This is a genomic window from Lysinibacillus sp. 10T31, from assembly GCF_056394365.1.
Map to the genome: position 1 here is coordinate 1 of NZ_JBFTHS010000058.1, position 26,058 is coordinate 26,058.

Below are 26,058 nucleotides of genomic sequence, written 5' to 3' on the forward strand. Positions count from 1 at the left end.
ACAGTCGTAGCATCAGTTTAACATACTAAAGCCTTATGAAAAATCGAAAAATCACTAGGCTTTATTCGGCATGGTCCAATTTATCAAAATAATATCAGAGAGTTAAGAAAGTTATTATAGATACTTGACTAATCGTAAGAAAAGAGCTGTCTAAAACAGCTCTTTGATCTTCAAGGAAAGCCCCCCCCATCCATGTCGTGTAAAATTAACACTACACCACAGAAAATGAAAGATGATTACGTTCTTTCATGGGAGTTGAATATAGTCGTGAATTATGTTGTTCTGTTGTTATATCTTTTTATTATAGTTACTAAAATTGCAATAATGAAAACGATGATACTATTGAATAATAAATATTGTGCTAGTTGCATTCCGTAAAATACTGCAAAAGCATCACGAATAATAAATAATGCTAATGCACCACCGATTGCCCCAAACAAAACTGCTGATAACAATATTATAAAAGCAGCAGAATATAAATTTTTCTTTTTTTTGTAGAATATAAAGCCAATGATATTTGCAATAACGATAAAAACGCCCATAAGTGGTAATAAAAAATTAGCCATTTAAATCCTCCCTTTATAAACATATTTTACCACTAAAACTAAAAACTTTATTGAATTATTCTGCCCCGTTAGCCATCCATGAAGCGCAAAAATAAGCTCTTCACCACAGAAAATGAAAGATGATTAAGTTCTTTCATGGGAGTTTAAGTACATTTCTTCACATTCTTTTCTTTAAATAGAATGAGCAAAATCCTGAAACACAAAGACAGGCTATAAATGTCCAGAAGTTAAAAAACAAATGATTAGAAAAAGTATTTAAATAGGATATTTCGTATTCAAAATACGGATTGATTTCATTTCGAAATGAAGCGATTCTGTAAATCGTCATTCCCGAAATCAGCACAAACACCCCTGAATAGCAGGTTTGAAATAGTTTCCTTTTCACTAAAAAACGTTCATGTAACTTTTCAAAAACCAACATCATTGCAAAGAAAAAATAAAGAATAATTAACATCGGAAACATAACAAACATTAAGCCTGGGTTTCCATTCCCTCCAACAAAATTGTCACCTGTGGGGTCGAATAAAGTAGTAGTCATATTAGTGAATGCAAAACCGACAACACTTACAATTCCCGAGAAAACAACACTTAGCAAAAAAAGAATACGCATTATACTCCTCCTCAACAAAACTGCCACGTTAGCACAATAAGAAAAAAGAGCTGTCTAAAACAGCTCAATGATCTTCAAGGAAAGAACACTTTGATTATCAGACGTGCTAGTGGTGTAGTCAACGGAAGCATAATAAAGGCATAAATTGTTCCCCAAATTAAAACACCCTCTACATTAACACCTGTATATCCACCTGCTGTATACGTTCTAAGACTTCCTTCCCTTACAACATACTCGCCAAATATAGCACCAATAGTTCCACTGTATAGTGTGATAAATAATGCCGATATTAGGCTTAATAACCAAAGTTTTTTGTTCGAAGCGTTTTCTCGTTTTGTGAAATAAAATCCTAATATCGCAAAGGTTAATATAAAGGGAATAATCGTTGCGTAATATAGCCAACTCTCGCCAAATAAAGATGTAATGCCACCTGCCAATATCTGTGCAATCAACATAAACATCAAGGAAATACAAAACGATAAACCAAAACCAAAAATAATTCCAATCATAATTCCTTTTGTAATTTTCATAACGATGCTTCCCCCCACATTAAACCCTAACGATGCTAAAAATCTTCATTTAATAACTACTTCTACATTTTACTAAAGAAACCTGCTACTTCAACTAACCTGACCCGTTAGCCCTCCATGTAGCGTAAAAACCAGCGCTACATCACAGAAAATGAAAGATGATTAAGTTCTTTCACGGGAGTTGAAGAGCAACAATAATTTAAGCGAAATAGGTGTCCTGCCTTAGCGACATATGCACAAAGCCTGAAGACAAGCAGAATTCATGTGTTGTAATAGAAAGATGATACTAACACGCAGAAATAATGGGTTTAGACCTCTTAATTCCCACTTTGATATAGGGGGGTGCCTTTGTATGTAGCCCGAGTTTATGCTTAAAAATATAATTGGCTATAATAATAGCCAACATATTACCAAGGATATTTAATTAAGAAAAAAACAGCCATACTAGATGTAACATAACACCTAATCCGGCTATCTTATTATTTCAATTTATTAGAAATTTATATTCTACAATTATATTTCAATCTCTGTTTCAGACAAATTCAATGCTTTTCCGCCCACCTTTACCTCAATAATTTCTTTCCCTTGAGTGGTTAACGCTATAACTATTTCTGAAGGTTTTTTCATAGAGTAACCTTGCTCAACAGATATATTAATAACATGTTCAGGTTTGATTTTACCATATTTATATAGATAACATGAAAGGGCACCATTGGATGTACCAGTTGCAGATTCTTCTGGAATTCCATATAAAGGTGCCAAATTTCTACAGTGAGCATTTGAACCCTTTAGTGATTCAAGGGTAAAAATATGATAACCAATGGTATTATATTTACTGCTGATATTTGTTACTTTTTCAAAATCTGGCTTTATAGAATTTAATATATCTAAGTTTCTAATCGGTACAAGTATGTCCCTAAGGCCAGTAGATACAATTTGTACTGGTAGATCCCCCAACATTTCATCTATAGTAATATTTAAGGAATCTGCAATTTCCTCCTTGTCTATTATTTCATAATAGCTTGGAGCATTTTGATCCATCATAATTGATAGGTCTTCCATTACTTCTACATTTAAAATTCCAGCATTTGTTTCTTGAGAATATTTTCCTGGTTTAATATATCCTTGGCTTGAGAGTGTATAGAACGCTGCTATCGTTGCATGGCCACAAAGATCAACCTCTTCATTAGGTGTAAAGAATCTAACCTTGAAGTCAGCAAGGTCTGACTTCATGACAAAAGCAGTCTCACTAAAACCGATGATACCTGCTATTTTTTTCATGTCCTCATCTGATAGATAATCAGCGCTAAGTACCACTCCTGCAGGGTTCCCTCCCTCAATGGATTTTGCAAATGAATTTAATGTATAAACTTTTAACTTCATAATATGATCCCTCCAAATTGTATATCGATTTTATATTTGCACGATTGTCCCAACATTCATTTCTTCTGCTTTTGATACAATATATTTTGAAACTGCAAGATCCTGCAATGCTATGCCAGTACTATCAAAAATCGTAATTTCTTCATCACTTGTACGTCCTTTCGCATTTCCAAGTATGAATTGTCCGATTTCAGTCAAATTGTTTTTGTCTACTATACCAGCCCTTATAGCACTTTGTGTTTCTCCGACTGTCGATGCTTGTGAAATATCATCTACATATACAGAAGCTACCTCAAAGATCTTTTCATCTATTTCCTGTTTTCCAGTCATGTCTGCCCCCACACAGCTGAAATGTATGCCTGGCTTAATCCACTCCTTAAAAATCAGTGGTTTTCGCGAAGGCGTTATCGTAATTACTGCATCGGTTTCTTCTAAAGCTTCCACTGGATTTTCTATAGCTACAAACTGAACTGACTCAATTCTTTGTTTCCAGCTCTTATTATAAGTATCGTTTATATCATTTATGATTTTATCTAGTTCCGTCCTTATTGAATACTGGAATCTTGATGCATTTTCATATTTTACGGGGTCATATATATATACCTTGTTGATTGTCTGAACTTGAGATAGAGTGGCTGCTATTTGAAATATCGCCTGAACTCCTGTACCTACAATCATTAGTGTTTTTGAATCTTGTTTTGACAGGTGTTTCACGCCTATTGAACCTGCTGCTCCAGTACGCATTCCTGTCAAATAACTTGCGTTGATCATTGCCTTAGGAAACCCATTCTTCAAATCAAATAACATAGTCAGCCCAGTTATAGCTGGAAGCCCTTGATTTTTATTATCACCAAACCATGAAACGAGTTTTAATCCAAACACATCTTCTTCATTAAGCATCCCTGATTTAATATCCATTTCTGCCCTCCCCTCAAAAATTACCTCAGATACCATGGAGAATAGTCTCACCTGATTGTTGGCTTTAAGCGCATAGGCTTTTTCTACACATGCTACTGTATTCTTGATATCAAGAATGTTCTTAACATCATTATCACTTAGAATTCTTATTGGTACCAAAGTTATCATTCTCCTTTAAAATTTTAATATCTGTTAATGAAATTGTATTTGAACAAAACCAAAAAGTCTCCAACCATTCTTGGTTGTTATTTAACCAACCAAACGATATAGTAAAAATACTATGATTATGGAGGAATTTTATGTTGGATATCAACTGGAGACCTGATAGAAATAATCCTATTCGTTTGAATATACAGATTGTTAACTTCATAAAAGATAAAATAGCAACTGGAGAATGGCCAGTTGGTTTCAAATTGCCAAGTCAGCGGACACTTTCTGAAATTTTCTGTGTAAACAGAAGTACCGTAGTATCTGCCCTTGAAGAGCTGGCAGCTGAAGGCATTATTAGCGGTAATGCTGGTGGAGGTACAAAAGTAATAAACAATACATGGACATTAATGTCCAATAATCATTCACATAATTGGCTTCCCTATATATCTTCGGGATTACATCAAACAAATCAAAATATAATGCAGCAGATCAATCAGGCTGAATTCCAACCTGATATCATCCGAATGGGGTCCTGCGAGCCTTCCCCTGAATTAATACCTAACAAAATGATTCAGGGCGTACTAAAAAAACTGTCTAAGTCGATGGCATCGCTGGGTTATGAAGAACCAAAAGGAAATATCCATCTAAGAAGAGAGGTATGCACATACCTTAAAACAATAGGAATAGAAGCTGATCCATCCTCAGTTTTGATTACCTCTGGTGTCTTGCAGAGCCTGCAGCTTATTTCCCTTGGCCTTTTGCACACAAACTCAGTAGTATATGTTGAAAAGCCATCCTACCTATACTCTCTTAGAACCTTTCAATCGTTCGGAATGCAGCTTTCGGGAATTAAGCTAGATGAAGAAGGTATAGAAATAAAAGAATTGGTTGATCGACATAAGCGGAGAAAAGGAGCAATGCTTTTTACAATACCTACTTTTCAAAATCCTACCGGGAGTGTCATGTCACTTGAAAGAAGAAAAATGCTTGTTGATGCGTGTGAGAGGGAACGTTTGCCTATTATCGAGGATGATGTATATAGGGAGCTTTGGTTTGATGAACCACCTCCACAGCCAATAAAGGCATTTGATAACAATGGACTTGTATTATATATTGGTGGAATATCGAAGAATTTAAGTCCTGGTCTCAGGATTGGATGGATTGTTGGATCTGAAAAAGTCATTGAAAGATTGGCAGATATAAAAATGCAAACTGATTATGGAACCAGCTCACTCTCCCAGAATGTAACCACAGAACTATTCTCTAGTGGTCTTTATTATCAGCATAACGATATAATGAGGAAAAATGTTAAGATCCGAAGAGATGTTACTCTTGAAGCATTAAAGAAATATTTTACCGGCATCGGTACATGGAATATCCCTAGGGGCGGATATTTCATCTGGCTTAAGTTAAATGAAGGTATATCCATGTACCAGCTTTTTACTAAAGCCTTAAGTCGGAAAATACTTATTCACCCTGGAGATTTGTATGAGTTTCACTCTGATCAATATTTAAGAATTTCTTATTCTTATGCATCCTTAGATGAAATTGACTATGGAATTAAAACTCTTTCAGAATTGGTAGCAGAACAAATTTTTTAAGTTTCATATAGAGATTTAAATATGGCAGATAATTATAAAAATGAGTATTGAATAACCACTGTATGAGATTCGAAAGCATCATCAACTCCCCTAGTTCCTGAAGTTTTGAATCATTAATCTATCTAATTTTCTAAAAAACCAATTGTCTTATAACTCAAATAACCTATGCGCAGAATCCGAACTTTAACACAAATATCCATAGTTCTGCGTATTTGTTCGGCCCCCTAAAGCAAACTTCCCCCCAAATAATTAGTCTGAAGGAACACAAAACACACTTCAATTTTTACTCAAAAACCTCCTAAGCCTTTAATTGTTTAGAAAAAAGATTGTTCAAAACACGCTCTTAATATATTCAATTGAATCATTCTTTTATAAAAAAGTTTGAGCATTTCTGAGATCCATCCTCCAATAAAGCGCCCGTTTGTAGATAAAAAATTAGTGTATATTTCTTGTTTTTCTTGGATATGAGCAGCCGTTTGCTTAAAATGGAAATGTGATTATAATTAGTTATTCAAGTTTATAAAGAACGATAGCGAACTTATATATTTCGAACCAAAGATATACAAAGGTTCGAGAATTTTTCCACTTCTTCAAAGTTGGGTAAATGTGCAGATTTCTCAAACCATACGTTTTTTTTATGTGGAGCACTTAATTTTACATAATACTCTTCAACTAATTCAGAAGGTACAGTGTAATCCATACGTCCACAACAAAAATAAACAGGAACATTTATTTCAGGGATTTCTTCTAAAAAGTTAACCGTGTTCATCTCATCTTCTAAAGAGTTTAGAGAAAGTACTGAGCCTCTTATAAACTTTATAATCTTTAATGATTTAATATCCTTCATTGATATGTTTTTAAAAATAATTCCAAATAAGCTTCCGCTATATGTCGAGCCGTTAAATTTCGATAGCCATTTCCGTTGAATTCCACCATCGTTCACTTTTTTATAAGGCGGCTCTCCAATTGCCTTCAATTGAGTTATTGCTTTTTTATTATTTCTTCGAATTGCTTCCTCTATAGTAAATTTATATGATAATTTTTCTCCTCGTTTCATATCTACTACTTGCCCTATACCGATATATGCTTCAATTAAGTCTGGCATTCTTGAAGAAAATTTCAATCCAATAATACTCCCCCAAGAATGACCTACAAGAAATATCTTTTTTTGATTAAACCTATCTAACAAGTAAGTTGTAAGCTCTTCAGTATCAAGAACAAATCGCTCTATATTTAAGTCTTCCATCTTTAATGATGTAGAAAATGATCCTCCTGCACCTCTCTGATCCCAATTTACAACAATAAAGAACTCCTCAAGCTTTTTTTGAGATTTTCTTGAGAAGACAATTTGCGCCGTCCCTGGACCTCCATGTAAAAACAAAAGAATTGGATTATTTATATTCTTGCTTCTCAAAGATACAATCTGTTCTATTTCACCGATTACAACCTTTTCAACTGAATTTATCCCCTGTTTTCCCATTCCATTACCCCTCTCAAACCTTTTCTATTTGTTTCAAAGATACAAAAAAGACAAGGCTTCTTTATAGTCTGATTAAACAAATTAACCGTCCTCACTGATTGTACCCATAGGATAAGATGTTCCTCAATCTGGCCCTTTAATTGAATAATGCAGATGGTGTTTAAGAGTCAATAAAACTATTAATACAGGGCTTTTATCAAACTTTATTACAAAATATCAATCTTTATTATAAATAATCGAACTTTTATAATTTATCAAGACCTAAATTGTAAAAAGTCATAAAAAATAAAGGATGATACATATTAGTTATGTATAATATGTATCACCCTTATACTTCTTGCTCAGTAATCGGACCAGATTGCAGAATATCGTTGAATATTTAAAAACACTTTATTCCCTAAGCATTCATTAATCTTTACCAGTCAGTATCTGGGGAGAACGAAACTTAACTTCGTAGAATCTCATCGCTTTAGGCACACCTTTTATATCAAATATCCCGTTTACGATAAGCTCTCTAACTCTATATTCTATAAATCCATCACCTACAACCTGCAATGAGTGACCAATGACCTCACCAATTAATCTAGCAGATTTGATAAAGTCATTATTTTTCCGTTCTTTATTAAGTTTTTCCATGGATTGAATGATAAAGTTATCTAAATAATCCTCCGATACAGAATGAATATGATCATTTTGCCATAATCGAAGCTTTTTATCACTTTCAGATAAAGTGAGCCATTCCTCCTCTAACTCCCTTCGCTGCACAAGCGTAATTTCTTTAGTTGAAGTCTCTTGATAGATGGCTGCTAATTTTTCCGGTATGATTTCGGCTACTTTAAGTGGATAGCCGTCTGTTCTCTTTTCTGAAAAAACAGTACTATATTCTTTAGTGGCATTAATCATTATGATTGGATTCGACTTTTCTTTTAATAAATAAAGAGCCAGTCGCACTCCCGTTTGTTCGTGGCCATTATCCCCGTACCAAATGTTGATTGGAATATCATCTGGAATGGCATCAATTTGTGCACGAACTTTAGTAAACCTTTCTCTATAATCATCCATATATTCTTCATCTAGATTAATATGATAGAACAACCATTCTTTTCGGTTTTGCAAACCTTCTTCAGTATGTAATTGCCAAATAGGGCCCACTGAAAATGTATCAGAAATATCAATAACCTTTTCTCCTTCTACTGCGAGGACATCTCGTAGCGCAACTTTCAAAGTCCCACTACTAGAAGGATCGAAGACGATATGAACTTTACTTACTTGTTGTTCTTCGTAATCTCTACGGGGATCGGTACGGTGTTCATACATCTCCCAATATCTTTTTTTAAAATTTATTAAGTCTTTTATGAATTGTTTCTCTGGGTATTCCGAAGTTTCTAAGAAATCCAACCGTAATAAGACATTTCGCATGAAAGAGTAAATTTCTTCCTCTGTTAAAGATTGCAAGACTTTATCTGTATCCAATTTCATTATTTGAACTCTCCTCTTCGTTCTATTGATTTTCTGAATAAATGCCTGGTAGGGGTTTCATCATCTGCCTTAAACGCAAAATACTTTATTGCTTAATTACAATTATTTCAAAATCAGCTATGTATCTCAATCTTTATTTATTCTACATTTCGGCACTTTTGTGGAGTGAAAATCAATCAGGACTCTTCGACTATGCTTCGGTAGTGAGGAAGAGGAGGGAGAACAACGTTCTCCTTCATAACTTTTTGTAAACATCTGCATAAGCTACTTTCAGTTGTTCTCTAAGTTGCTTGTTTTCTTCCTCCAATTTTTTGTTCTTCCTTTTTAGAGAGGCGATAAGGGTATCCTTATTTCTTTCGTTCATTTCTCATTTTACTTGTTTTGGTGTAGGTACTTGTGATTGCTGTACTCGTAATGTTTCGATCCTCGTACGGAAGTCCTTGCTGTTATAAAGTGTTGCTTTTGATACATTAGCTTCACTGGATACACTGTTAAAGTTTATTTTTTCATTAGCCTTTATAAGCCTTTTAATGGCTTCATCTACCTTCTGATTGGTGTTAACCTTGCGGTTGGCATGAATAGCTTTCAAATGTGCAGAACGGTCATATTCGGCGGAATCCGTCTTCACCTTGTACGAAAATTATCTGGGATAAATGGAAAGTTCTCCATCTGCCATTTTCCATCTTTTTATCATAATCCTTGGCATTAAAAAGCTGCAAAAGATGGCCGAAAGCCCATGTAATAACATAACCATTCCCTCAGTAGCCGAAGCATTACATAGAGATCTTATTCAATAAATTACTGCCAGTTAATATGGAGAAATATCATTATGTACAAAAAGTAGTTTTGATATAACAAAAAGAGATTTAGATATAAACCTAAATCTCTTTTTTAAATTCTTCTAAAGAAATCTATCTTCAATATTGAAGGCTTTATAAAATAATTCTTTTTTCAGTTTGAGCATCAAAATAATGAGCTTTCTCCATATTCAACATAAGGTCTATCTTTGATTGGTTATGCACATCTGTTGAGGAGTCAACACGTGCAACGAAAGATTGACCATTATTATTCGAATAGAGATATGTTTCTGAACCCATTAACTCTGACACTTCAATTTTGACATTTACTTTATTTTGATGGGACATGTCTAAAGTTGTTTGACCATTATTGAAATCTTCTGGTCGTATACCTAAGATCATTTCTTTATTCATATACCCTTTATTTTTAAAGTACTCTAGTTTCTCTTCTGGGACCTGAAGCTTCCAATCACCAACTTTAAAAGCACTTTCTGTTAGTGTCCCTTTGAAGAAATTCATTCCTGGAGAGCCAATAAAACCTCCTACAAAAACGTTCGCTGGGCTATCATATACTTCTTTAGGTGTACCCACTTGTTGAATGACGCCGTCCTTTAACACAACTATACGTGAAGCCATCGTCATCGCTTCTATTTGGTCATGAGTTACATATATCGTTGTTGTTTGCAACTGATGGTGCAATTTCGAAATTTCGGCACGCATTTGAACACGTAGCTTCGCATCTAAGTTTGACAACGGCTCATCCATTAAAAAAACTTTTGCATTCCGAACAATCGCACGTCCTAATGCCACACGCTGACGTTGTCCACCTGAAAGTGCTTTAGGTTTTCGGTCTAAATATTGCTCAAGCCCTAGGATATCCGCTGCATGTTTTACACGTTCTTCAATCTCCTTTTTGCTATACTTTCTAAGTTTTAAACCGAATGCCATATTCTCGAAAACCGTCATATGTGGATAAAGAGCGTAATTTTGAAAGACCATCGCAATATCTCGATCTTTAGGTGCAACATCATTCATACGCTTTCCATCGATATAAAAGTCCCCTTTTGTAATCTCTTCCAGACCTGCAATCATACGTAATGTCGTCGATTTTCCACACCCTGAAGGCCCTACAAAAACGATAAATTCTCCATCATTCACTTCTAGATTAAAATCTTTTACTATTGTTGTATCATTATCATAATTTTTATAAATATGTTCGAATAATAGCTGAGCCATCATATCCTCCTAATATTGTAATTTTCAAGTTAAAATTAGCTCATTACCATAATGTTGGGTTGATTTCCGTTCCGGCTGGGCGCTTTGTAGCTGCCGCTTTGCTTTCGCACAGAGCAGAGCTTCCTGGGGGCGTCCGATGAGCCGCTGATCCCCAAGGAGTCGCCCAGCCTCCACTCCAATCAACTTATAGACATTGCATATGTTTTAACAAATATGATTCCAAATTTTTTGGTGTTGTGCCTAAAAATTAACGTTATCTACAATACTTATCTCTAAGCAGTATTGCATGTTTAATCGATTGTTCAGCACCTTGAATTTGTTTTTCGATCAGCTCTTCTAAATGTTCTTCAGGAGGATAGTAATAATTTTCTGGCTCGATTACATGGCGATCAAATGGAGGATTCTCTACTTTAAATGCACCTTCTCCTACCTCCGAAACACCACCTGTCCCTTTCTCTCTTTTAAATCTAGCTACATACGGATAACACATTTCGATATTAATTCTTGTTAACGGGGAATGCTCCACCATAATTTTAAAGATTTCGTCTAAATCGATATTTCCTTGTCCTGCCGGAACACCGCACACTTTATACCCTTCTTCCGCTTCGATGATAATATGATCTTTAAAGTGGGTTGTATACGTATACGGAGCAAGCTTTCTTGCTGCTTCCACTGGGTCTTCCCATGCCATCATTGAATTTCCAAAATCACAATGAGCTCCTACCCAGTTGCTGTTTACTTCATTTACAATCTGTATGATTTCGTCAGCTATTTCTTCCTCATGGTTTTCAACAGCCAATTTAATTCGATATTTTTTTAGAAGTGGCACAACTTTTTTTATATTGTTTGGTGCTTGATCTAGTAAATCTTTATCATATATCCCTGGACAGCAATACGTCCGAATCACATCTGCTCCAATTTTATGTGCTACTTCAATAACCTCAGATAAATGCTCTGGTTCTGTTCCTCTTGCGTCAATCTCTGCGTACAATCCATATTTTTTAATTTCTTTACGCACCTTATCTAGATGTTCAGGTTCAGCACCGCCAAGAGCACCCCACTTAGGATGTAAATATTTATCGCCGGGATAAGCAATGACATTAATCATTACCCCATCCAAACCATGTTCCGCTGTTTTTCTAATAAAGTCGAAAACATCCATTCGACCATTTTGAAAAAGTAAATGATAGGTTTCCGTTTCTAACCCTAATTTCATCCTTTTCACCTTCTGTGTAATCAATTTAGGCATTGCATTTAGCTAGATAGATATCTCTCAATAAATAACAAAGTATTATAAAATTTTCTGAATGTCCTTAACACTATCGATAATGTAGTCAGCTTTTCCTTCTAGATCTTCCTTATTGCATGCACCAGAAAGAACCCCGGCTACTTCAATACGGCTATTTCGTGCAAATCGAATGTCAGTTAACGTGTCACCTACCATTAAAACTTCCTCATCATTCAGTAGGAATTTATCTTTGAAAATATGATAACATTCACTATTAGGCTTAGGTTTATTGATTCCATCATCTGCTCCTAAAAAATCTATATACTCATATAGATTAGTCATTTTAAGCGAATGAACAGCTGCATCTACATCGTCTGCTGTCACAATACCGATAATATAATCATGGTCTTTTAAATACTTTAAAGTTTCTTGTGCACCTTTTACTTCTGTAAATACGAGGTCATCTGATGTAGAATGCTTTTTGAATGATGCACAAACATCGTGTATAAATTCCTCTTTTTTAATATTTTTTTCTTCCAAAATTGAATACCATGCAGCTGCAATAAAAGAATTCGTTTGACTAGCTAGTAAACTCGAACTCTCGAAATCATTATTGTCCATTCCTATAATCTGCTTATAATCATCTCGTTTGTTCTTTTCATTCGGATACTTTTGAAATATATCATTAAGCACACAATCAACGATTTTGTACCAAACCGTATCGAGCTGTATTAATGTCCCATCCTTATCGAAAATAATTCCTTTCTTCATCTACTTTGCCTCCTAAAACTTAAATCTATTATTCTCTTTCTATAAGACTCAATCACGAAATAATGAAGGCACTTCTTTCATTCAAAAGAGAAGAACCTCCATTTCTCTTCGAAAAGTTTATTATTTCTTTTTAACTTTATCTAATTCTTCCTGAGCAATTTTCGCTGCTTCATCTAACGCTTCTTTAGCGGAGATTCCTTCGATTTCTACTTTATCTTTCGCTATATCTAATGCATCATAGATTTTACCGCCTGTTGGATCGATAAATGGTGAAACTCCATATTTATTCGCTTGCTCTAATGGAATTAACGCCTGTGGTTGTTTTTTCACGAAATCAGCATAAGGCTTATAATCAGTAACATTATTTTGAACAGGGATATAGCCTGTTTCCATTGACCATTCAGCTGTTTTCTCAGTACTTGTCGCAAATTTCATAAACTCATATGCACCTTGTGCTACTTCTGGATCGGTATTTCTAGTTAATGTTAAAAAATAAGCTTCTAATTTAGGTGCTGGCTTATGGTCACCCCAGCCTGGTTGTGGAGCTGCTCCAAATGTAGCCAATCTTTCAGTCTCATCCATTCCCTCACCTAACGATTTATAGACAAATCCTTGGTCACCCGATGAACCTGTATAGCCTAACGTTCTACCTTCCACAAAATCAATAATTGTGTTATCCCAATATTCCCATCCAGTACCACCTGTATGAATGTTCATGATTTTATCATCATGAAGCCAAGTACGGTATTTCTCCCATACCTTTACCCATGTTTCATCGTTAATTAAAACTTTTGTTCCGTCTTCACTTAATACGTTTCCTCCAGCACTTAGAACCGAATCAATTAAGTTTGTCGTACCCCAAATCGGCATCCAGCCTGCGTATTTAACGTTTCCATTTTCATCACGTTTTGATACTTTCTTGGCTACCTTTTCTACTCCTTCCCATGTCTTTAAGTCATCTGTAGTAAAACCATTTTCCTCTAATTCTTTTTTATTATAATAAAGAATCTGAGTTGTACCATATAAAGGAATTCCATATAATTTCCGATCAACTGTTGCTTGACTAACAAAACCTTTACCATAATCGTCTATTTTTAATTCTTTATCATTGTTTATAAAATTATCGATTGGTACAACTAGCTCTTTGTTAATATAGTTTTGAATAACGTCTGAACCTAGTAAAGCAATGGCTTCTTGATTGTTTGCCGCAAATCCACTTTGAAGCTTTTGATAAGACTCATCATAGTTGCCTGCTTTTGTCGTTTTTACAACGTACTTGTCCTGACTTTGATTGAAATCCATCACAATTTTATCTAAACGATCAGCAAGTGCCCCCCCAACTCCGTTAATGAATGGGACAACGATTTTATCCCCTTCTTTAGTTACTTTAACTGTATTTCCTTCTCCTCCAGAACAACCTGCAAGAACACTAACAAATAATGATACAACCATAAAAAGCGTTAATAATTTCTTCATCATGAAATACCTCCTTTAAAATTAGTTAACCCTTTATTCCAGAATCAGAAACACCTGAGAGGAACCATTTTTGTAATACTAAAAATACAAGTAAGAGTGGGACTGTAGCAATTGTACTTGCCACCATAATGTGTGACCAATCCCTACCTAATGAACTATTAATGAAAAAATCAGCAATCCCGTTAGTAATTAATTTTTTATCGTTATCTTTTAATACTAGCGCTGGCCAAATATAGTTATTATAGTTTTCGATAAATGTCACTAAACCTAGTGTCACAAATGATGATCGTGTCATCGGGAAGACAATCTTCCAAAGAATCTTCCAATCACTTGCTCCGTCTATCTTGGCTGCTTCTACAATTTCATGACCAACTTTCAGGAACGCTTGTCTTAAATAAAAAATCCCAAATACACTAACTGATAAAGAAATAATGTATCCAACATGGGTATTTAACATTCCCATTTTTGCTAACATCACATACACAGGGACATACGATACAGCGCCTGGAATCATATATGTTGCCATAACAACGCCAAACGTTAATTCTTTCCCTTTAAACTTATAAAATGCCAACATATAAGCAAAGAGCGCTGACGACATAAGAACATAGATTGTAATAATCAATGAAGTATAGAAACTGTTAAATATATAAGTGTGAAAAGGAATGACTCCTAATACTTCTTGATAATTTTCCCAATGAAATTCTTTTGGCCAAAAACCACCTTGTAGTACTTCACTGGATGTTTTAAACGAACTAAGGACCATCCAAATAAAAGGAAAGACAAACAAGATACTCGATAAAGCTAAAAAGAGATGCTTTAAAATTTTCGGTGTCTTTTTATGATTACTCATGTCTTAATAATTCACCCACTTGTCACCTATTATCTTGTTTATAAACGATAATAGGATTGTAATAATTAATATGATAAATGCGATGGCTGTCGCGGATCCCATATCAAATTGTTCAAACGCTTGTTGGAAGAATAAATAGAGTAATGTTCTTGTCGAACCACTCGGTCCACCTTGTGTTAAGATTTTAATTTGATCATATGCTTGCAGCGATACAATCGTATTCACAACAATTAAGAAAAAGGTTGTTGGTGAAACCATCGGAAGTGTTACATGTCGAAACTTCTGCCATGCATTAGCTCCGTCAATACCGGCCGCTTCATATAAGCTGTCAGGTACTTTCTCTAAAGCTCCAATATAGAAAATCATTGTCCATCCAACTAGTTTCCAAACCGTTACAATAATGACTGCTAGCATTGCGGTTTCACTACTCTTAAGCCAATCCAATCCAGGTATCCCTACCAAGCCTAGCACCGTATTGATAACACCTAATTTCGGTTCATAAAGAAGTGACCATACAATCGATACAGCTACTGTTGGTGTTACCCATGGCGAAAAAATCATCAATTTGTAAATGGCAGAGCCTCTGAAATTTTTTCTAAAGAACAAAGCAAAACCTAATCCTAATATAATCGTTGGAATAACTGTCCCAAATCCAAAATAAAGAGTGTTTAGCAATGCCTGCTTAAAAGCTGACTGGGTAAACAAATTGAAATAGTTATCTAAACCAACAAAATGAAAACCATTTGTCATGAAATCCCAGTCTGTAAAACTAATACCTAAACTAAACAAATTCGGAATAATCCAAAAGAGTGTAAGAGGTATTCCAACCGGTAATAAAAAGAACGCAGCCTTTGAAAATTTTATTTGCATTCATGTCACCTCCTGATTCACATTGTAATGCCCAATTATTAATTAGATGTTGTAATTTCATTAACAAGTTGTAAAAATAAACATATAAACAAAGTAAAACAACATAAAAACCAAAATAAAATAAAAAAAAACTATTTCTCGTAGTCATTGAGAAATAGCTGGATTTATTTTCAGGTGTAGCTTTCAATTAGCGATATTAACCCTGACATGCGAACAAATCTAAAGAGCATATTAAAAATGGATCAAAACATGCTCTTATTTAACTCTGCAGCCATGTCGATTCTGGTAATCCATTGATTAAGAAAGGGTTTTTCTCACATAAAATTTTATGGTAAGATGTTCAGGTTGTGTATCTACTATGTGACACATTTTACATTCATCTAAGAAAAGAGGTATTTATGCACCCCATAAAATTATCCAAGCGACATTGGTTGCTCATCTTAACACTTACTTTATTAACATTTGTTCTCGGGACAAGCGAATTTGTTATTGTCGGAATTTTAACAGATATTTCTTCAAGCCTACATATGACAAATGCAAAAGCAGGCACACTCGTTTCTGCGTTTGCCATTACGTTTGCCATCGCCACACCACTAGTGATGTCAGCAACAAGTCATTTTCCAAAGCGTCAATGGATGTTGTTTTTGATAGGATCTTTCATCGTCCTGAATGCTTTGTGCGTAATTTCGACGAGCTACATCATGCTCCTTGCCCTTCGGATTATGACAGCGATAATAACAGGGGTATTAATCTCCCTAGCCATGATTGTTGCAAGTGAAACCATGCCCATTAAAAAACGCGGACTTGCTATATCATTCGTTTTCGGTGGCTTCACACTTGCAAATGTCGTTGGAGTGCCAATTGGTATTGTAATCGCAGAATGGTACGGTTGGAATGCCACTTTCATGTTAACCACTTTCCTAGGAGTATTGGCGTTTTCGGCCTCCTTTTTTGTCTTACCTAATAATCTCAGCCAAGTACGCAGTTCGATACGGGATCAGTTTTCTTTAATGACCAAGCCACGAATTTTGATGGCTTTTTTCATTCCTGCTCTCGGGTTTGGCGCAACTTATGCCGTCTTTACTTACCTTGTTCCTATCTTAAAGGAAATGGGAGCACCAAATAATTCAATTAGTTTAATCTTATTTGGTTACGGATTTATCTCGATTTTCAGCAACATCCTCGCCGGTAAAATTGCCAACCACAATGCAATCGGTCGCCTTCGGTTTGTTTTTCTCGTACAGGCAGTTGTTCTGACAAGTTTATTTTGGACGACAAATCAATTTATTTTAGGACTGGTAAACATTGGCCTAATGTCGTTAATGGCCATCCTCTTAACAACATCTACTCAGCTATATTTAATAGACCTTGCCGGAATTTATCAGCCAAATGCTACAGGACTCGCTGCTTCACTTATGCCAGTGGCAAGCAACGTAGGCATCGCTTTTGGTTCTGCATTAGGAGGAATTGTATACCATCAAGGGAATTTATTGAATATAACATGGGTCGGTGGAATAGTTGCAGTCTGTGCAAGTCTATTAACTTTCTTTTGTCATCTTTTAGACCAAAAACAAAAGAAATCAGCTTAAAAATGAAATGAGCAATTATTCATGAGTGAAATTTATTCTACAACGATTATTGCTAGGATGGGTCTATTATTTTACTCAGAATATTTTCTTACTTAAAAGAAGAAAAATTGCCTGTAATGTGACTTCCTTAATTGCAACAAATACTTTAGTAGAAATACAAATAAAATAGGCACTTTCGCTTCATACGAATGTGCCTGTTTAAAAAACGCTCTTACTTGTGAAATGTTTCCCTAATACTCAAAGTAGGTTTTATTAAATATTTTTGTCTTACGACACATTGGGTAATATGAGCATCCCCAAAATTGTTTCCCTACTTAATTCTTTCGTTTAATCATCTGTGCTAGGAGCACTCAAGTAGCCATTCACTACAACCAGTTGAAATTGGGCATACTTTAGCAAAACATCAACAAAAAATCCTTATATTAGGCAATCACAAACCTATATAAACACGCCTGATTTATCATTTTTCTTCTATACGGTTATTATTTCTACACCTTTTACCTCTAAAGCACTTTGCCATTCTGTATCGAGTTTAGCATTCGTAAATAATAAATCGATATCTTCAAAACTTCCACTTTTATAAAATTTCATTAAGTTGAATTTAGATTCATCTGCCATCATGACAACTTGTCTTGCATTTTTCTTTAAGCGGTTAAATATTTGAGCGTCTTCAATATACGTACATGTTAATTCCTTTTCTAATGAGATTCCATCACAAGAAGCAAACAATTTATTAACCGTAAAATGATCAAGGAAGTTTAACGTCATATCACCAGACAATGCTAATGAATTTGTATTTAACATTCCACCAGCTACTATAAGTTTGCAATCAAATGACTCATACTGTTCCTTTAGCTCAATAATTTTATTAGCTGCAGGTATGGAGTTTGTCAAAATGGTTATGTTTCTTTTGTCATATATATAGTCCAATATTTGCAGCGTAGTTGTTCCTACTTCAATGGCAATAATATCATTATCCTCTATCAATTTACTTGCTGCCATTGCTATTCTTCGTTTTTCATCAATGTTTTCATTGCGACGTTTATTAAAAAATAATTCCACGGTATGGTCATTTTTCTTTAGAGCCCCACCATGTATTTTTGTTAACTTGCCTTCTTTATGCAACAAATCTAAATCTCTTCGGATGGTTTCTGTCGTTACATTTAACACTTTTGCTAAATCATTGACCATCACACGATTGTATTGATCTAGCTCATCTAATATGTATTTTCTTCGTTCAAATTGTGTATAAGACTTCATAATAAACACCTCTTTGTATTCCACAAATATACTTTAACCTTTACCGAAATATGTACTGTTATACCAACCTACTTTTTCAATCAAGAACAGACTTCAGTATTGATTCTTAGTTATATTGTATTTAATTTACCAAGCAAATGGAAGCTTCCCTATTAACACTTAACCTTTTAAACATTCCATTTACATTTCAAAAGGTATATGTTTACGATTTATTTCTTTAAGTGAAGTCTGAGAAAAGTTGACACCATTTTTTTCGAACTACATTAAACTGAATCTTATAACTCTACATCAAAATAGTTAGCATTCTGTAATGAAGGTCGCCTTTTATTACCTCATTAGCTTGCTCCCTTTCTCTTTATATAATAATCATATCAACTCCACCTTTTCAAATGTCAAGTTGACTTAATTTAAAAATACAAGAGCCTCATCCGCAAACTATGAGTAATAGCTATAGTGTTCTTTCCTAAACAAGTGCACAATCAATTATGCCTCGGCATAATGGCGTCCGAAGGCTTTAACTTCTTTCGGCGGATGTTTGGACACTTGCCGAAAGAAGTTAACATGCAGATTGTGAAGAATCGCACTTAAAGTAATAGGGCTTAAGTAAAGAAGAAATTTTTAATTATAAAATCAATTTTAGTTATTCCATTAGGGTGCTATTTCATAGTAAAGAGTAAACAAAATAAAGAGCCACATGTAAATGTGACTCTCTATCTTTGCTTATTAATTTCCCTGACTTGAATCTTTATGGCCGAATTTTGCCAAAAAAGGGATACGTTTCGTAAGTTTGTTATAGATAGTGAATAGGACTTGAACGACCGGCTCCAATTTATTGGAGAACTTGATAATGACAAAACTTGCCCCTAATGACAGAAGGGCTCCGCCAATCACGTCCGCTGGATAATGTACGCCGACGAAGATACGTGAAATCCCTACTAGGATAGCCCATACTAATACAGGATACTTCCACGAATCTTTACGTAAAAGCAATGTACATGCTACAGAGAAAACTAATACGGCATGATCACTTACAAACGAAGAGTCATTAGCATGCGGTACTAACTGATGAACATTATACGTTATGAATGGTCGTGGATGATAGTAGACAAAGTGGATGAGTGCGTTTAGACCCAATCCAAGTAAACATGTAAAGACAATGTATATTGCAGTATATTGTTTTTCTGCCCTTTTTTCCTTGTTTGCAGTAAACCATAAAAATAACATAAATACGATTACGACATAAGGAACGCTATCAGTGATGAAAATCATCGCTTTATCAAGAAAAGGATAGCGACCAGCTATATCATTAATCCATTGAAAAATTCCATAATTCATTTTGTAAATCTCCTTGCTTTAATATTGATTTCTTTCCTCAGTAAAAAATAAAGTGCCTCCAATTCATTATTAAAAATGTAGCAAGTAATGTCCTCTAATAAAAAGAAGGTAAACGTGAGCTTAGTGTTATAGTTGTCCAAAAGTAGAGACTTAATTCAGATAATTCCAGTTTAATACCTGCTTACTTTCATAAATGACGTCATTATAAGCCACATAGTTTCTTTTATTTACAAAATTCATCAACAAACTTTAGACGGCGGAGGAAAATCCATATCCCTCCTTAATACGTTGTCTATAAGATTAAATCATAAACTAGAAAATATTATAGTAAGCTAGCAAAAATCAGTATAAAGATGATAAAATATTTTAATAAAGGGGGCTTCAAATATGGGGAAATTAAGCAAAAGGAATATACTGTGGATTGTGCCAATCGGAATTTTAGGGGTGTTCTGGTATTTTTACGGTCCACAAAAGGACATTACAGATAATGAATATATTACATATGTAAAAAACTATTCATTCGAAAATAGTAGTAAAACAATAGAATCGGGTTTTGCTAGCGCTTGTCAAAATCCATACTGGGTGTATTTTGAAACTCAAAAAGGACAAGATGTTGTAGAATTTAAAGGAGATTGTCCTGTCAATAATAAAGCCGCGAAAGTGAATGTTCAATTTTTAGTTGATCGTGATATGACAAATGTGAGAAACGGTGCAATGCTGGTCGATAATAAAATGCAGGAGGAAGCAGATCGAGACAAATACCTTCTCGCATTAGTAGGCGAATAAATAGAAAAAAGCTCTCGTTTGAAAAAGAACGAGAGCTAGACTTTATTGAATCAACGGATAGAAATGCCGAACTTATGGATAGCTCCTCTCTACATTTCTACATTTCATATAATAATCATTTCACTGCTTTCCATATGGTCCATCTGTCCTTTTCAACGATAGAGCCCTCAGTTAAAATCGACTTGTCAATATAATTCACTAATTCATTTAATTCTTCTTCGTCTAACTCGTGCAAAATACTTCTGCCTGTTCTCTCCCGCAAATCTTTTAACAATTGCTCTTTCTGTTCATACACACTTCTAGTTTCCCATAGCTTTACTTCTTTAATCTCGCTGAACCCAATTGCCTTAAGTGTCTCAATTACTAGCTCACTACTATGTCTGCGTGTAATTTCTTGTTCCTTTAATTTTGGAAAACGCTCAAAGAAATAGCCTCTAATATGGTAGTCATCACCTTTTAATAAACAATCTTCAGGTGTACGGTCTTGGATAATGTAAACCCCTTTATCCTCCAAAATTCTATATGCCTCTTGAAAACAAGCTTTTAAGTCCTGGATATGATGAATTAAAGCTCGTTCCAATACTAACTGGAAGCTGGCATTGTCTAAGCCTGTAGCCAATGCATTTCCTTGCTTGAAAGTAATAGGATGATAGTCTTTACAATTTTCTTTTGCCCCAACGAGCATAGCCTGTGAAAAATCCACACCTATTACAGAAGCTACGCCCATATCTGCTAATGCTTTTGAGTAAATTCCTCCGCCACAGCCAATATCTGCAGCCTTCGAAGTATTCTTGATAGGGACAAGTTCTTTCATTGCTTCCATCCACGAGTGGTCAGCCTGTCGAGTTGTATAAGTAGTTTGATTGTCCTTATTGTGAAAATCAATGCCCATCTTCATCACTCTTTTCTGTTTTTTATACCAATCTTTATGGAGATTCTCGCTAACATTATTTTACAACCATTCAATACATAAGTAAAATCAATGTTAATTATTAATTTCCATAAGTTTCTCTTATAATAATTGGCAGTGATACTGAAAATAGCGTTGAGTTTTCAATGATTTAAATCTTAGCAAAATTCAAGGGACTTCTTTATCTCCCCAACTCACTTTCTTTTTCAATAATTGAACGCATTCCACTAGCTTCAAGAGTTCCTTTTAATATTGTTTCTATCAACATCGTAGCTACTTCCTCTGGTGATTGTTGTGTATCGTGTTGTAGCCAGTACGTAATTACTCCCAAAATTGCATTTGAGTTATACGCTAATGTTAATTCAATTGGGAACTTCCATTTGCTTTTATCAGTACGATTACCAAGATAAGCATTGAAATATCTCACAAAAAACTGTCTCATTTTTTCATAGAAAAATGGATCACCATTTGGACCTAATATTAATTTTAAGGAATCAGCTTCTTCATAAAACACATGTAAAATTTGGGTCATTACAGGCAATCGCTCTTGTTTAAACTGGTTGATATCTATAACTAAAATTGTAGTTTCATCTAAAATAGCGTTGAATTTTTCAAAAATTTCGTTCTCGTACTGTTCTAATAAATTGTATTTATCTACGTAATGTAGATAAAAAGTCCCGCGATTAATATTGGCACGCTCAGTAATATCTCGAACCGTGATGGCTTCAAAGTTCTTTTCAGAAAGCAAAGAGAAAAATGCTTGTTTAATCTCACTTTTCGTTCGTATAATTCGTCGATCCGTTTTTGACATGGAGTCATTCCTCCCTTTTAATGAACATATTTTTTTATATGTTGAGTATTGAACACTTTGGCTATTTTTGATTATAGGAAGTGATTTTTATAGAGTATATAATCAGGCTAAGAAATAATCAACACGATGTACATTATCTGAAAGGAGAATTATTATGAAAGAAAATAAGTTTTTCGGTATAGCGTTTGTTGCTGTACTGTTATTATCCTTCATTTTTGTAGCAACACAAATCCCTGGAGCCCATTCATCACCTAAAGATCTTCCAATCGGTCTTGTTCTTGAGGATGAAGGCAACATGGGGCAAACTTTTGTCGAGATGATTCAAAAAAATTCTCAAGCAACAAAGGAATCGCCCTTTAAATGGGTAGTATTAAAAAGTGAGCAAGAAATGAATGAAAAATTAGCGAATCAAGAATTGTATGGAACTATTTATATCCCTAAAGATTTTTCTGAAAAGTATGCTTCATTCCAAACACCAAGCCCTACATCAGCAACGCTAAAAATTTATATAAACCAAGGGAAAAATGCAAACGTTGCAACTATAGTTACACAAGCTTTATCTACAATGGTCGAAAAAATGAATGACAATGTCAGCGCCCAATTATTAGCTGTTACTGAAAAAAATAATATTCCGTTAAATGCTAATCAAGCACGTACTTATTCAACGCCTATCCAAAGTGAAATAGTCAATGTGCATGAAACTGGTAAATTAAGCAATGCACCACTTTCATTCTTCCAGCCTATTTGGATGAGTAGTTTAATCAGTGCTATTCTTTTATGGTTTACGGGAAGAAATCGCAAGTTTAATTCTGTATTGGAGCAACTAAAATTCCGTGGATTACAGGCTTTGATTGCCATAATCATAGGTTTATTTGGAGGCTATTTATTAACTTGGTACTCCACATGGATGCTAGATTATGAGTTTGCAGATTTTAACCATGTTGCTCTATTTTTATCACTGACTTGCGCAACCTTTATATTATTAATACTAGCCATCACTACATGGATTCAATTTGCGAGTTTACCAATTTTTATTCTACTAATGTTCTTTGGTTTACCGCTTCTACAAATTGCACCAGAAATGTTACCTAGTTTTTACGCTGATTGGATCTATCCATGGTTACCATTCCGCTTTATGTTTGAAGGATTAAAGGAGATTCTTTTCTTCAGTGGAGAACTTTGGGGCACAGCAGCAGTTACCTTATGCTGGATTGCTGTTGTAAGTATTTTAGTATTACTTTTATCTGTAGTAAAACGTAGTTCCTATAAAGAGGATAAGTCAGCAGAAAGTATGGAAACTGAAGGAGTAGAAGTTTAAGGTCACTCTTATTTCAGAAAGAAGAAGATTAGGCACCCATTATACAAAAGGGTATACGTGTGCCACAAAAAATAATTATAGCTCTCGTTTGATAAAGTAAACGAGAGCTTTTTTTATCGAATCGACGTGTAGAAACGCTGAACTGACAGACAGAATCACTCAATCTTCGAATAGCTCCTCTCAACATTTGATAAAGCTCCCTTATTAATTAATTCTTCATCGTCTAACTCGTGGAAAATATTATACTGTTCTTCCCCGCAAATCTTTTAATAATTGCTCTTTCTGTTCATACATATCTTGGTTCCCATACCTTTACTTCTTTAATCTCGCTAAATTCAATCTCCTTTAGTGTTTCATCCACTAATTCACTACTATGTTTGCGTTTAATTACTTGTTCCTTTACTTTTGGAAAATACTCAAGCTTTTTATATTTCCCTTTTAGCTAATGTTTTAAATTTTCGTATACATAAAGCTGCAAAGATGTTTTCTTACAGTCTCAAAATGAAGAACCCCAGTGCTAACACCCCCTTCTAACATAAACAATTATTATTAAAGTGATTATTTACCGATATGACCTATTTACAAAACGGTTACTTATAGTGTAAAATTACACCATAAGTAACCTATAGAAACCTACACTCTTAAGGATGGTTATTTAATTAAGAACTTGTAATTGATTTCTATAAAAATCTTTGATTGGATGGATGTAATACTAGCTCACGTAAGTAGGAATATCCAAAAGTAAAAACATTAGGAGGAAAAATATCTAGATAATACGAACGATTATCGCTGGAAATGACGTTTAAGAGGAAGAATTCATGAATCATTTTCACGAATTAACAAATAAATAAATAATTTAGGAGTAAATAAAATGGAGAATAACAAGAAAATCATTGTAATAAACAGCCTATTAGTAGGATCTATCATTTTAAATCTTTTTATTTTCTCTTCACGCATGCGCTTTTTCCCTTGGTTTATTGAAGATGCAATAGGCTATTTAGGCGTATTCCTTACAGCACCAATGTTAATAGGTATTTATTTCATCCTAAGACATTATCATAAGCTACAATTAATCACAAATATCAATATGGTAATTCCATTATTTGTCGCAGTAACATCATTGATTATTGTATTTATGCCGACAATTGACCTTTTAAATATTGTAGCCCTTGTCATTAACGTAGCAATGGTATGTTTAACAGCAATTTTCCTATTCAATCAAAAAGAAAAGGCGCTTTAAACAAAATATAGACCTTAATAAGCACAAAAAACCAGGTACTCATTAATAAAATGAGTCCTGGTTTTTTGCTTACATGTATATTAAATTGAACGGTTGGTAGTCTTTTGGGATTACCCGAACAATAAAGCCGCAATGCCAATTATTATACAAACAATTCCACCTAAAAATTGTCCGATTCCAGATGCTTCTCCCATTAATAACAGATTAAAAATATTTTTTCTTTTTTGGCTCTTCCCAAAGAGACCATCATCTGTTTTCATTCGATAAATTCCCCAAGCAGTTAAAACAATCCCAAAAATGATACTAACTAAACCTAACATATCTAAAAAACTCCTTATTTGTCATTTTCATCAAAAATAAATACTTCCTCTATCGATTTATTAAAAATCGATGCAATTTTATAAGCAAGTAATACAGAAGGATTATACTTCTGATTCTCAAGTGAAATAATCGTTCTTGATGATACACTTACACGATCAGCCAATTCTTGCTGCGTTAAATTATACTGTTTTCTTAAATCTCGTACTATATTTTCCATATCGTCCTCCTTTTAAATTAAAGGACTCGTTCATAGTAAAACTTGGTTACAGTATATAGGATGAAGAGAGCGAGTATTAATAGTAAAAGAACCGCTTTTACAGATAATACAATAAAATTACTCAAAAACAGCAAAAGTATTATTAATGAACTTATACATTGCATAGTTATATTGGAAGCTTGTCCTTCAATAAGAGCATCTCTTTCATCATACTCTTTCGATAAATCATCCTCTTTTTCCGATTTTCTAAAATAGATTGTAATCGATACAATCAAAATAATAATACCAACAACGAAAAGATAGATTGCCGCCATTTTTTCTGT

26 protein-coding genes and 1 pseudogene are annotated in these 26,058 nt (G+C 34.3%); 5 read left to right on the forward strand and 22 right to left on the reverse strand.

The genetic code is table 11. The features are described from left to right. Positions 1-272: 272 nt before the first annotated feature. The 5 genes from AC1DCY_RS23280 to AC1DCY_RS23300 all read right to left on the reverse strand — a co-directional run bounded on the left by AC1DCY_RS23280 (position 273) and on the right by AC1DCY_RS23300 (position 4,166). A complete protein-coding gene (locus tag AC1DCY_RS23280) occupies positions 273-566 on the reverse strand; it encodes a 3-isopropylmalate dehydrogenase (protein ID WP_477353923.1) in 294 nt (97 codons plus the stop codon). Between the two features lie 157 nt (positions 567-723). Then, positions 724-1,176: a hypothetical protein gene (locus tag AC1DCY_RS23285; RefSeq protein ID WP_477353925.1), complete on the reverse strand. Its 453-nt coding sequence runs from the start codon at positions 1,174-1,176 to the stop codon at positions 724-726. A 74-nt stretch (positions 1,177-1,250) separates the two neighbouring features. Further along, positions 1,251-1,706, reverse strand: coding sequence for a hypothetical protein (locus tag AC1DCY_RS23290; RefSeq protein WP_477353927.1), 456 nt, complete (start codon positions 1,704-1,706; stop codon positions 1,251-1,253). A 513-nt stretch (positions 1,707-2,219) separates the two neighbouring features. After that, complete coding sequence (locus AC1DCY_RS23295; protein ID WP_477353929.1) at positions 2,220-3,089, reverse strand: PhzF family phenazine biosynthesis protein; 870 nt, start codon at positions 3,087-3,089, stop codon at positions 2,220-2,222. 30 nt (positions 3,090-3,119) lie between these two features. Continuing rightward, positions 3,120-4,166 carry an ornithine cyclodeaminase family protein gene (locus tag AC1DCY_RS23300; RefSeq protein WP_477353931.1) on the reverse strand — a complete coding sequence of 349 codons (1,047 nt, stop codon included), beginning with the start codon at positions 4,164-4,166 and terminating at the stop codon, positions 3,120-3,122. A gap of 140 nt (positions 4,167-4,306) precedes the next feature. On the opposite strand from AC1DCY_RS23300, the gene AC1DCY_RS23305 reads away from it, so the two are divergent. Beyond that, on the forward strand, positions 4,307-5,758 hold the full coding sequence (locus tag AC1DCY_RS23305) for an aminotransferase-like domain-containing protein (protein ID WP_477353933.1): 1,452 nt from the start codon (positions 4,307-4,309) through the stop codon (positions 5,756-5,758). Between the two features lie 538 nt (positions 5,759-6,296). Here AC1DCY_RS23305 and AC1DCY_RS23310 read toward each other — a convergent pair. The 10 genes and pseudogenes from AC1DCY_RS23310 to AC1DCY_RS23355 form a co-directional block, all read right to left on the reverse strand. Continuing rightward, positions 6,297-7,238, reverse strand: a complete 942-nt coding sequence (locus tag AC1DCY_RS23310) for an alpha/beta fold hydrolase (protein WP_477353935.1) — start codon at positions 7,236-7,238, stop codon at positions 6,297-6,299. Between the two features lie 408 nt (positions 7,239-7,646). Continuing rightward, positions 7,647-8,717: a DUF1835 domain-containing protein gene (locus AC1DCY_RS23315; RefSeq protein WP_477353937.1), complete on the reverse strand. Its 1,071-nt coding sequence runs from the start codon at positions 8,715-8,717 to the stop codon at positions 7,647-7,649. A 235-nt stretch (positions 8,718-8,952) separates the two neighbouring features. Then, positions 8,953-9,345 (reverse strand): annotated as a pseudogene (locus AC1DCY_RS23320) (DUF6262 family protein). Between the two features lie 304 nt (positions 9,346-9,649). Then, positions 9,650-10,750, reverse strand: coding sequence for an ABC transporter ATP-binding protein (locus tag AC1DCY_RS23325; protein ID WP_477353939.1), 1,101 nt, complete (start codon positions 10,748-10,750; stop codon positions 9,650-9,652). A gap of 24 nt (positions 10,751-10,774) precedes the next feature. After that, positions 10,775-10,924: a hypothetical protein gene (locus AC1DCY_RS23330; RefSeq protein ID WP_477353941.1), complete on the reverse strand. Its 150-nt coding sequence runs from the start codon at positions 10,922-10,924 to the stop codon at positions 10,775-10,777. A 79-nt stretch (positions 10,925-11,003) separates the two neighbouring features. After that, on the reverse strand, positions 11,004-11,966 hold the full coding sequence (locus tag AC1DCY_RS23335; RefSeq protein WP_477353943.1) for a sugar phosphate isomerase/epimerase family protein: 963 nt from the start codon (positions 11,964-11,966) through the stop codon (positions 11,004-11,006). A 75-nt stretch (positions 11,967-12,041) separates the two neighbouring features. Further along, positions 12,042-12,749 carry an HAD family hydrolase gene (locus tag AC1DCY_RS23340; RefSeq protein ID WP_477353945.1) on the reverse strand — a complete coding sequence of 236 codons (708 nt, stop codon included), beginning with the start codon at positions 12,747-12,749 and terminating at the stop codon, positions 12,042-12,044. Positions 12,750-12,869: 120 nt separating this feature from the next. Then, the gene (locus tag AC1DCY_RS23345) at positions 12,870-14,225 is read right to left on the reverse strand and encodes an ABC transporter substrate-binding protein (protein WP_477353972.1); all 1,356 of its coding nucleotides are present in this window, start codon (positions 14,223-14,225) and stop codon (positions 12,870-12,872) included. Between the two features lie 25 nt (positions 14,226-14,250). Next, positions 14,251-15,078 carry a carbohydrate ABC transporter permease gene (locus AC1DCY_RS23350; RefSeq protein WP_477353947.1) on the reverse strand — a complete coding sequence of 276 codons (828 nt, stop codon included), beginning with the start codon at positions 15,076-15,078 and terminating at the stop codon, positions 14,251-14,253. A 3-nt stretch (positions 15,079-15,081) separates the two neighbouring features. Beyond that, a complete protein-coding gene (locus AC1DCY_RS23355; protein WP_477353949.1) occupies positions 15,082-15,948 on the reverse strand; it encodes a carbohydrate ABC transporter permease in 867 nt (288 codons plus the stop codon). 398 nt (positions 15,949-16,346) lie between these two features. On the opposite strand from AC1DCY_RS23355, the gene AC1DCY_RS23360 reads away from it, so the two are divergent. Next, on the forward strand, positions 16,347-17,537 hold the full coding sequence (locus tag AC1DCY_RS23360) for an MFS transporter (protein ID WP_477353951.1): 1,191 nt from the start codon (positions 16,347-16,349) through the stop codon (positions 17,535-17,537). Positions 17,538-18,008: 471 nt separating this feature from the next. Here the strand turns inward: AC1DCY_RS23360 and AC1DCY_RS23365 are convergent, their stop codons facing one another. Together AC1DCY_RS23365 and AC1DCY_RS23370 are read right to left on the reverse strand one after the other, a co-directional pair. Next, on the reverse strand, positions 18,009-18,797 hold the full coding sequence (locus AC1DCY_RS23365; RefSeq protein WP_477353953.1) for a DeoR/GlpR family DNA-binding transcription regulator: 789 nt from the start codon (positions 18,795-18,797) through the stop codon (positions 18,009-18,011). Positions 18,798-19,520: 723 nt separating this feature from the next. Continuing rightward, positions 19,521-20,132: an undecaprenyl-diphosphatase gene (locus AC1DCY_RS23370; protein WP_477353955.1), complete on the reverse strand. Its 612-nt coding sequence runs from the start codon at positions 20,130-20,132 to the stop codon at positions 19,521-19,523. A 387-nt stretch (positions 20,133-20,519) separates the two neighbouring features. Here AC1DCY_RS23370 and AC1DCY_RS23375 point away from each other — a divergent pair, with 387 nt between their 5' ends. After that, a complete protein-coding gene (locus tag AC1DCY_RS23375) occupies positions 20,520-20,918 on the forward strand; it encodes a glucosamine 6-phosphate synthetase (protein WP_477353956.1) in 399 nt (132 codons plus the stop codon). Between the two features lie 115 nt (positions 20,919-21,033). Here the strand turns inward: AC1DCY_RS23375 and AC1DCY_RS23380 are convergent, their stop codons facing one another. Both AC1DCY_RS23380 and AC1DCY_RS23385 read right to left on the reverse strand, forming a co-directional pair. Continuing rightward, the gene (locus tag AC1DCY_RS23380) at positions 21,034-21,810 is read right to left on the reverse strand and encodes a class I SAM-dependent methyltransferase (RefSeq protein ID WP_477353958.1); all 777 of its coding nucleotides are present in this window, start codon (positions 21,808-21,810) and stop codon (positions 21,034-21,036) included. Positions 21,811-22,009: 199 nt separating this feature from the next. Next, positions 22,010-22,639: a TetR/AcrR family transcriptional regulator gene (locus tag AC1DCY_RS23385; RefSeq protein ID WP_477353960.1), complete on the reverse strand. Its 630-nt coding sequence runs from the start codon at positions 22,637-22,639 to the stop codon at positions 22,010-22,012. A 154-nt stretch (positions 22,640-22,793) separates the two neighbouring features. Here AC1DCY_RS23385 and AC1DCY_RS23390 point away from each other — a divergent pair, with 154 nt between their 5' ends. After that, on the forward strand, positions 22,794-23,957 hold the full coding sequence (locus AC1DCY_RS23390; RefSeq protein WP_477353962.1) for a YhgE/Pip domain-containing protein: 1,164 nt from the start codon (positions 22,794-22,796) through the stop codon (positions 23,955-23,957). Between the two features lie 871 nt (positions 23,958-24,828). Then, a complete protein-coding gene (locus AC1DCY_RS23395; protein WP_477353964.1) occupies positions 24,829-25,197 on the forward strand; it encodes a hypothetical protein in 369 nt (122 codons plus the stop codon). Positions 25,198-25,307: 110 nt separating this feature from the next. Here AC1DCY_RS23395 and AC1DCY_RS23400 read toward each other — a convergent pair whose 3' ends face one another. The 3 genes from AC1DCY_RS23400 to AC1DCY_RS23410 form a co-directional block, all read right to left on the reverse strand. Further along, the gene (locus AC1DCY_RS23400) at positions 25,308-25,517 is read right to left on the reverse strand and encodes a hypothetical protein (protein WP_477353966.1); all 210 of its coding nucleotides are present in this window, start codon (positions 25,515-25,517) and stop codon (positions 25,308-25,310) included. 14 nt (positions 25,518-25,531) lie between these two features. After that, positions 25,532-25,735, reverse strand: a complete 204-nt coding sequence (locus tag AC1DCY_RS23405; RefSeq protein WP_477353968.1) for a helix-turn-helix transcriptional regulator — start codon at positions 25,733-25,735, stop codon at positions 25,532-25,534. Positions 25,736-25,752: 17 nt separating this feature from the next. Beyond that, positions 25,753-26,058, reverse strand: a 306-nt coding sequence (locus tag AC1DCY_RS23410) for a DUF2178 domain-containing protein (protein ID WP_477353970.1), incomplete at its 5' end; no start/stop codon positions are given.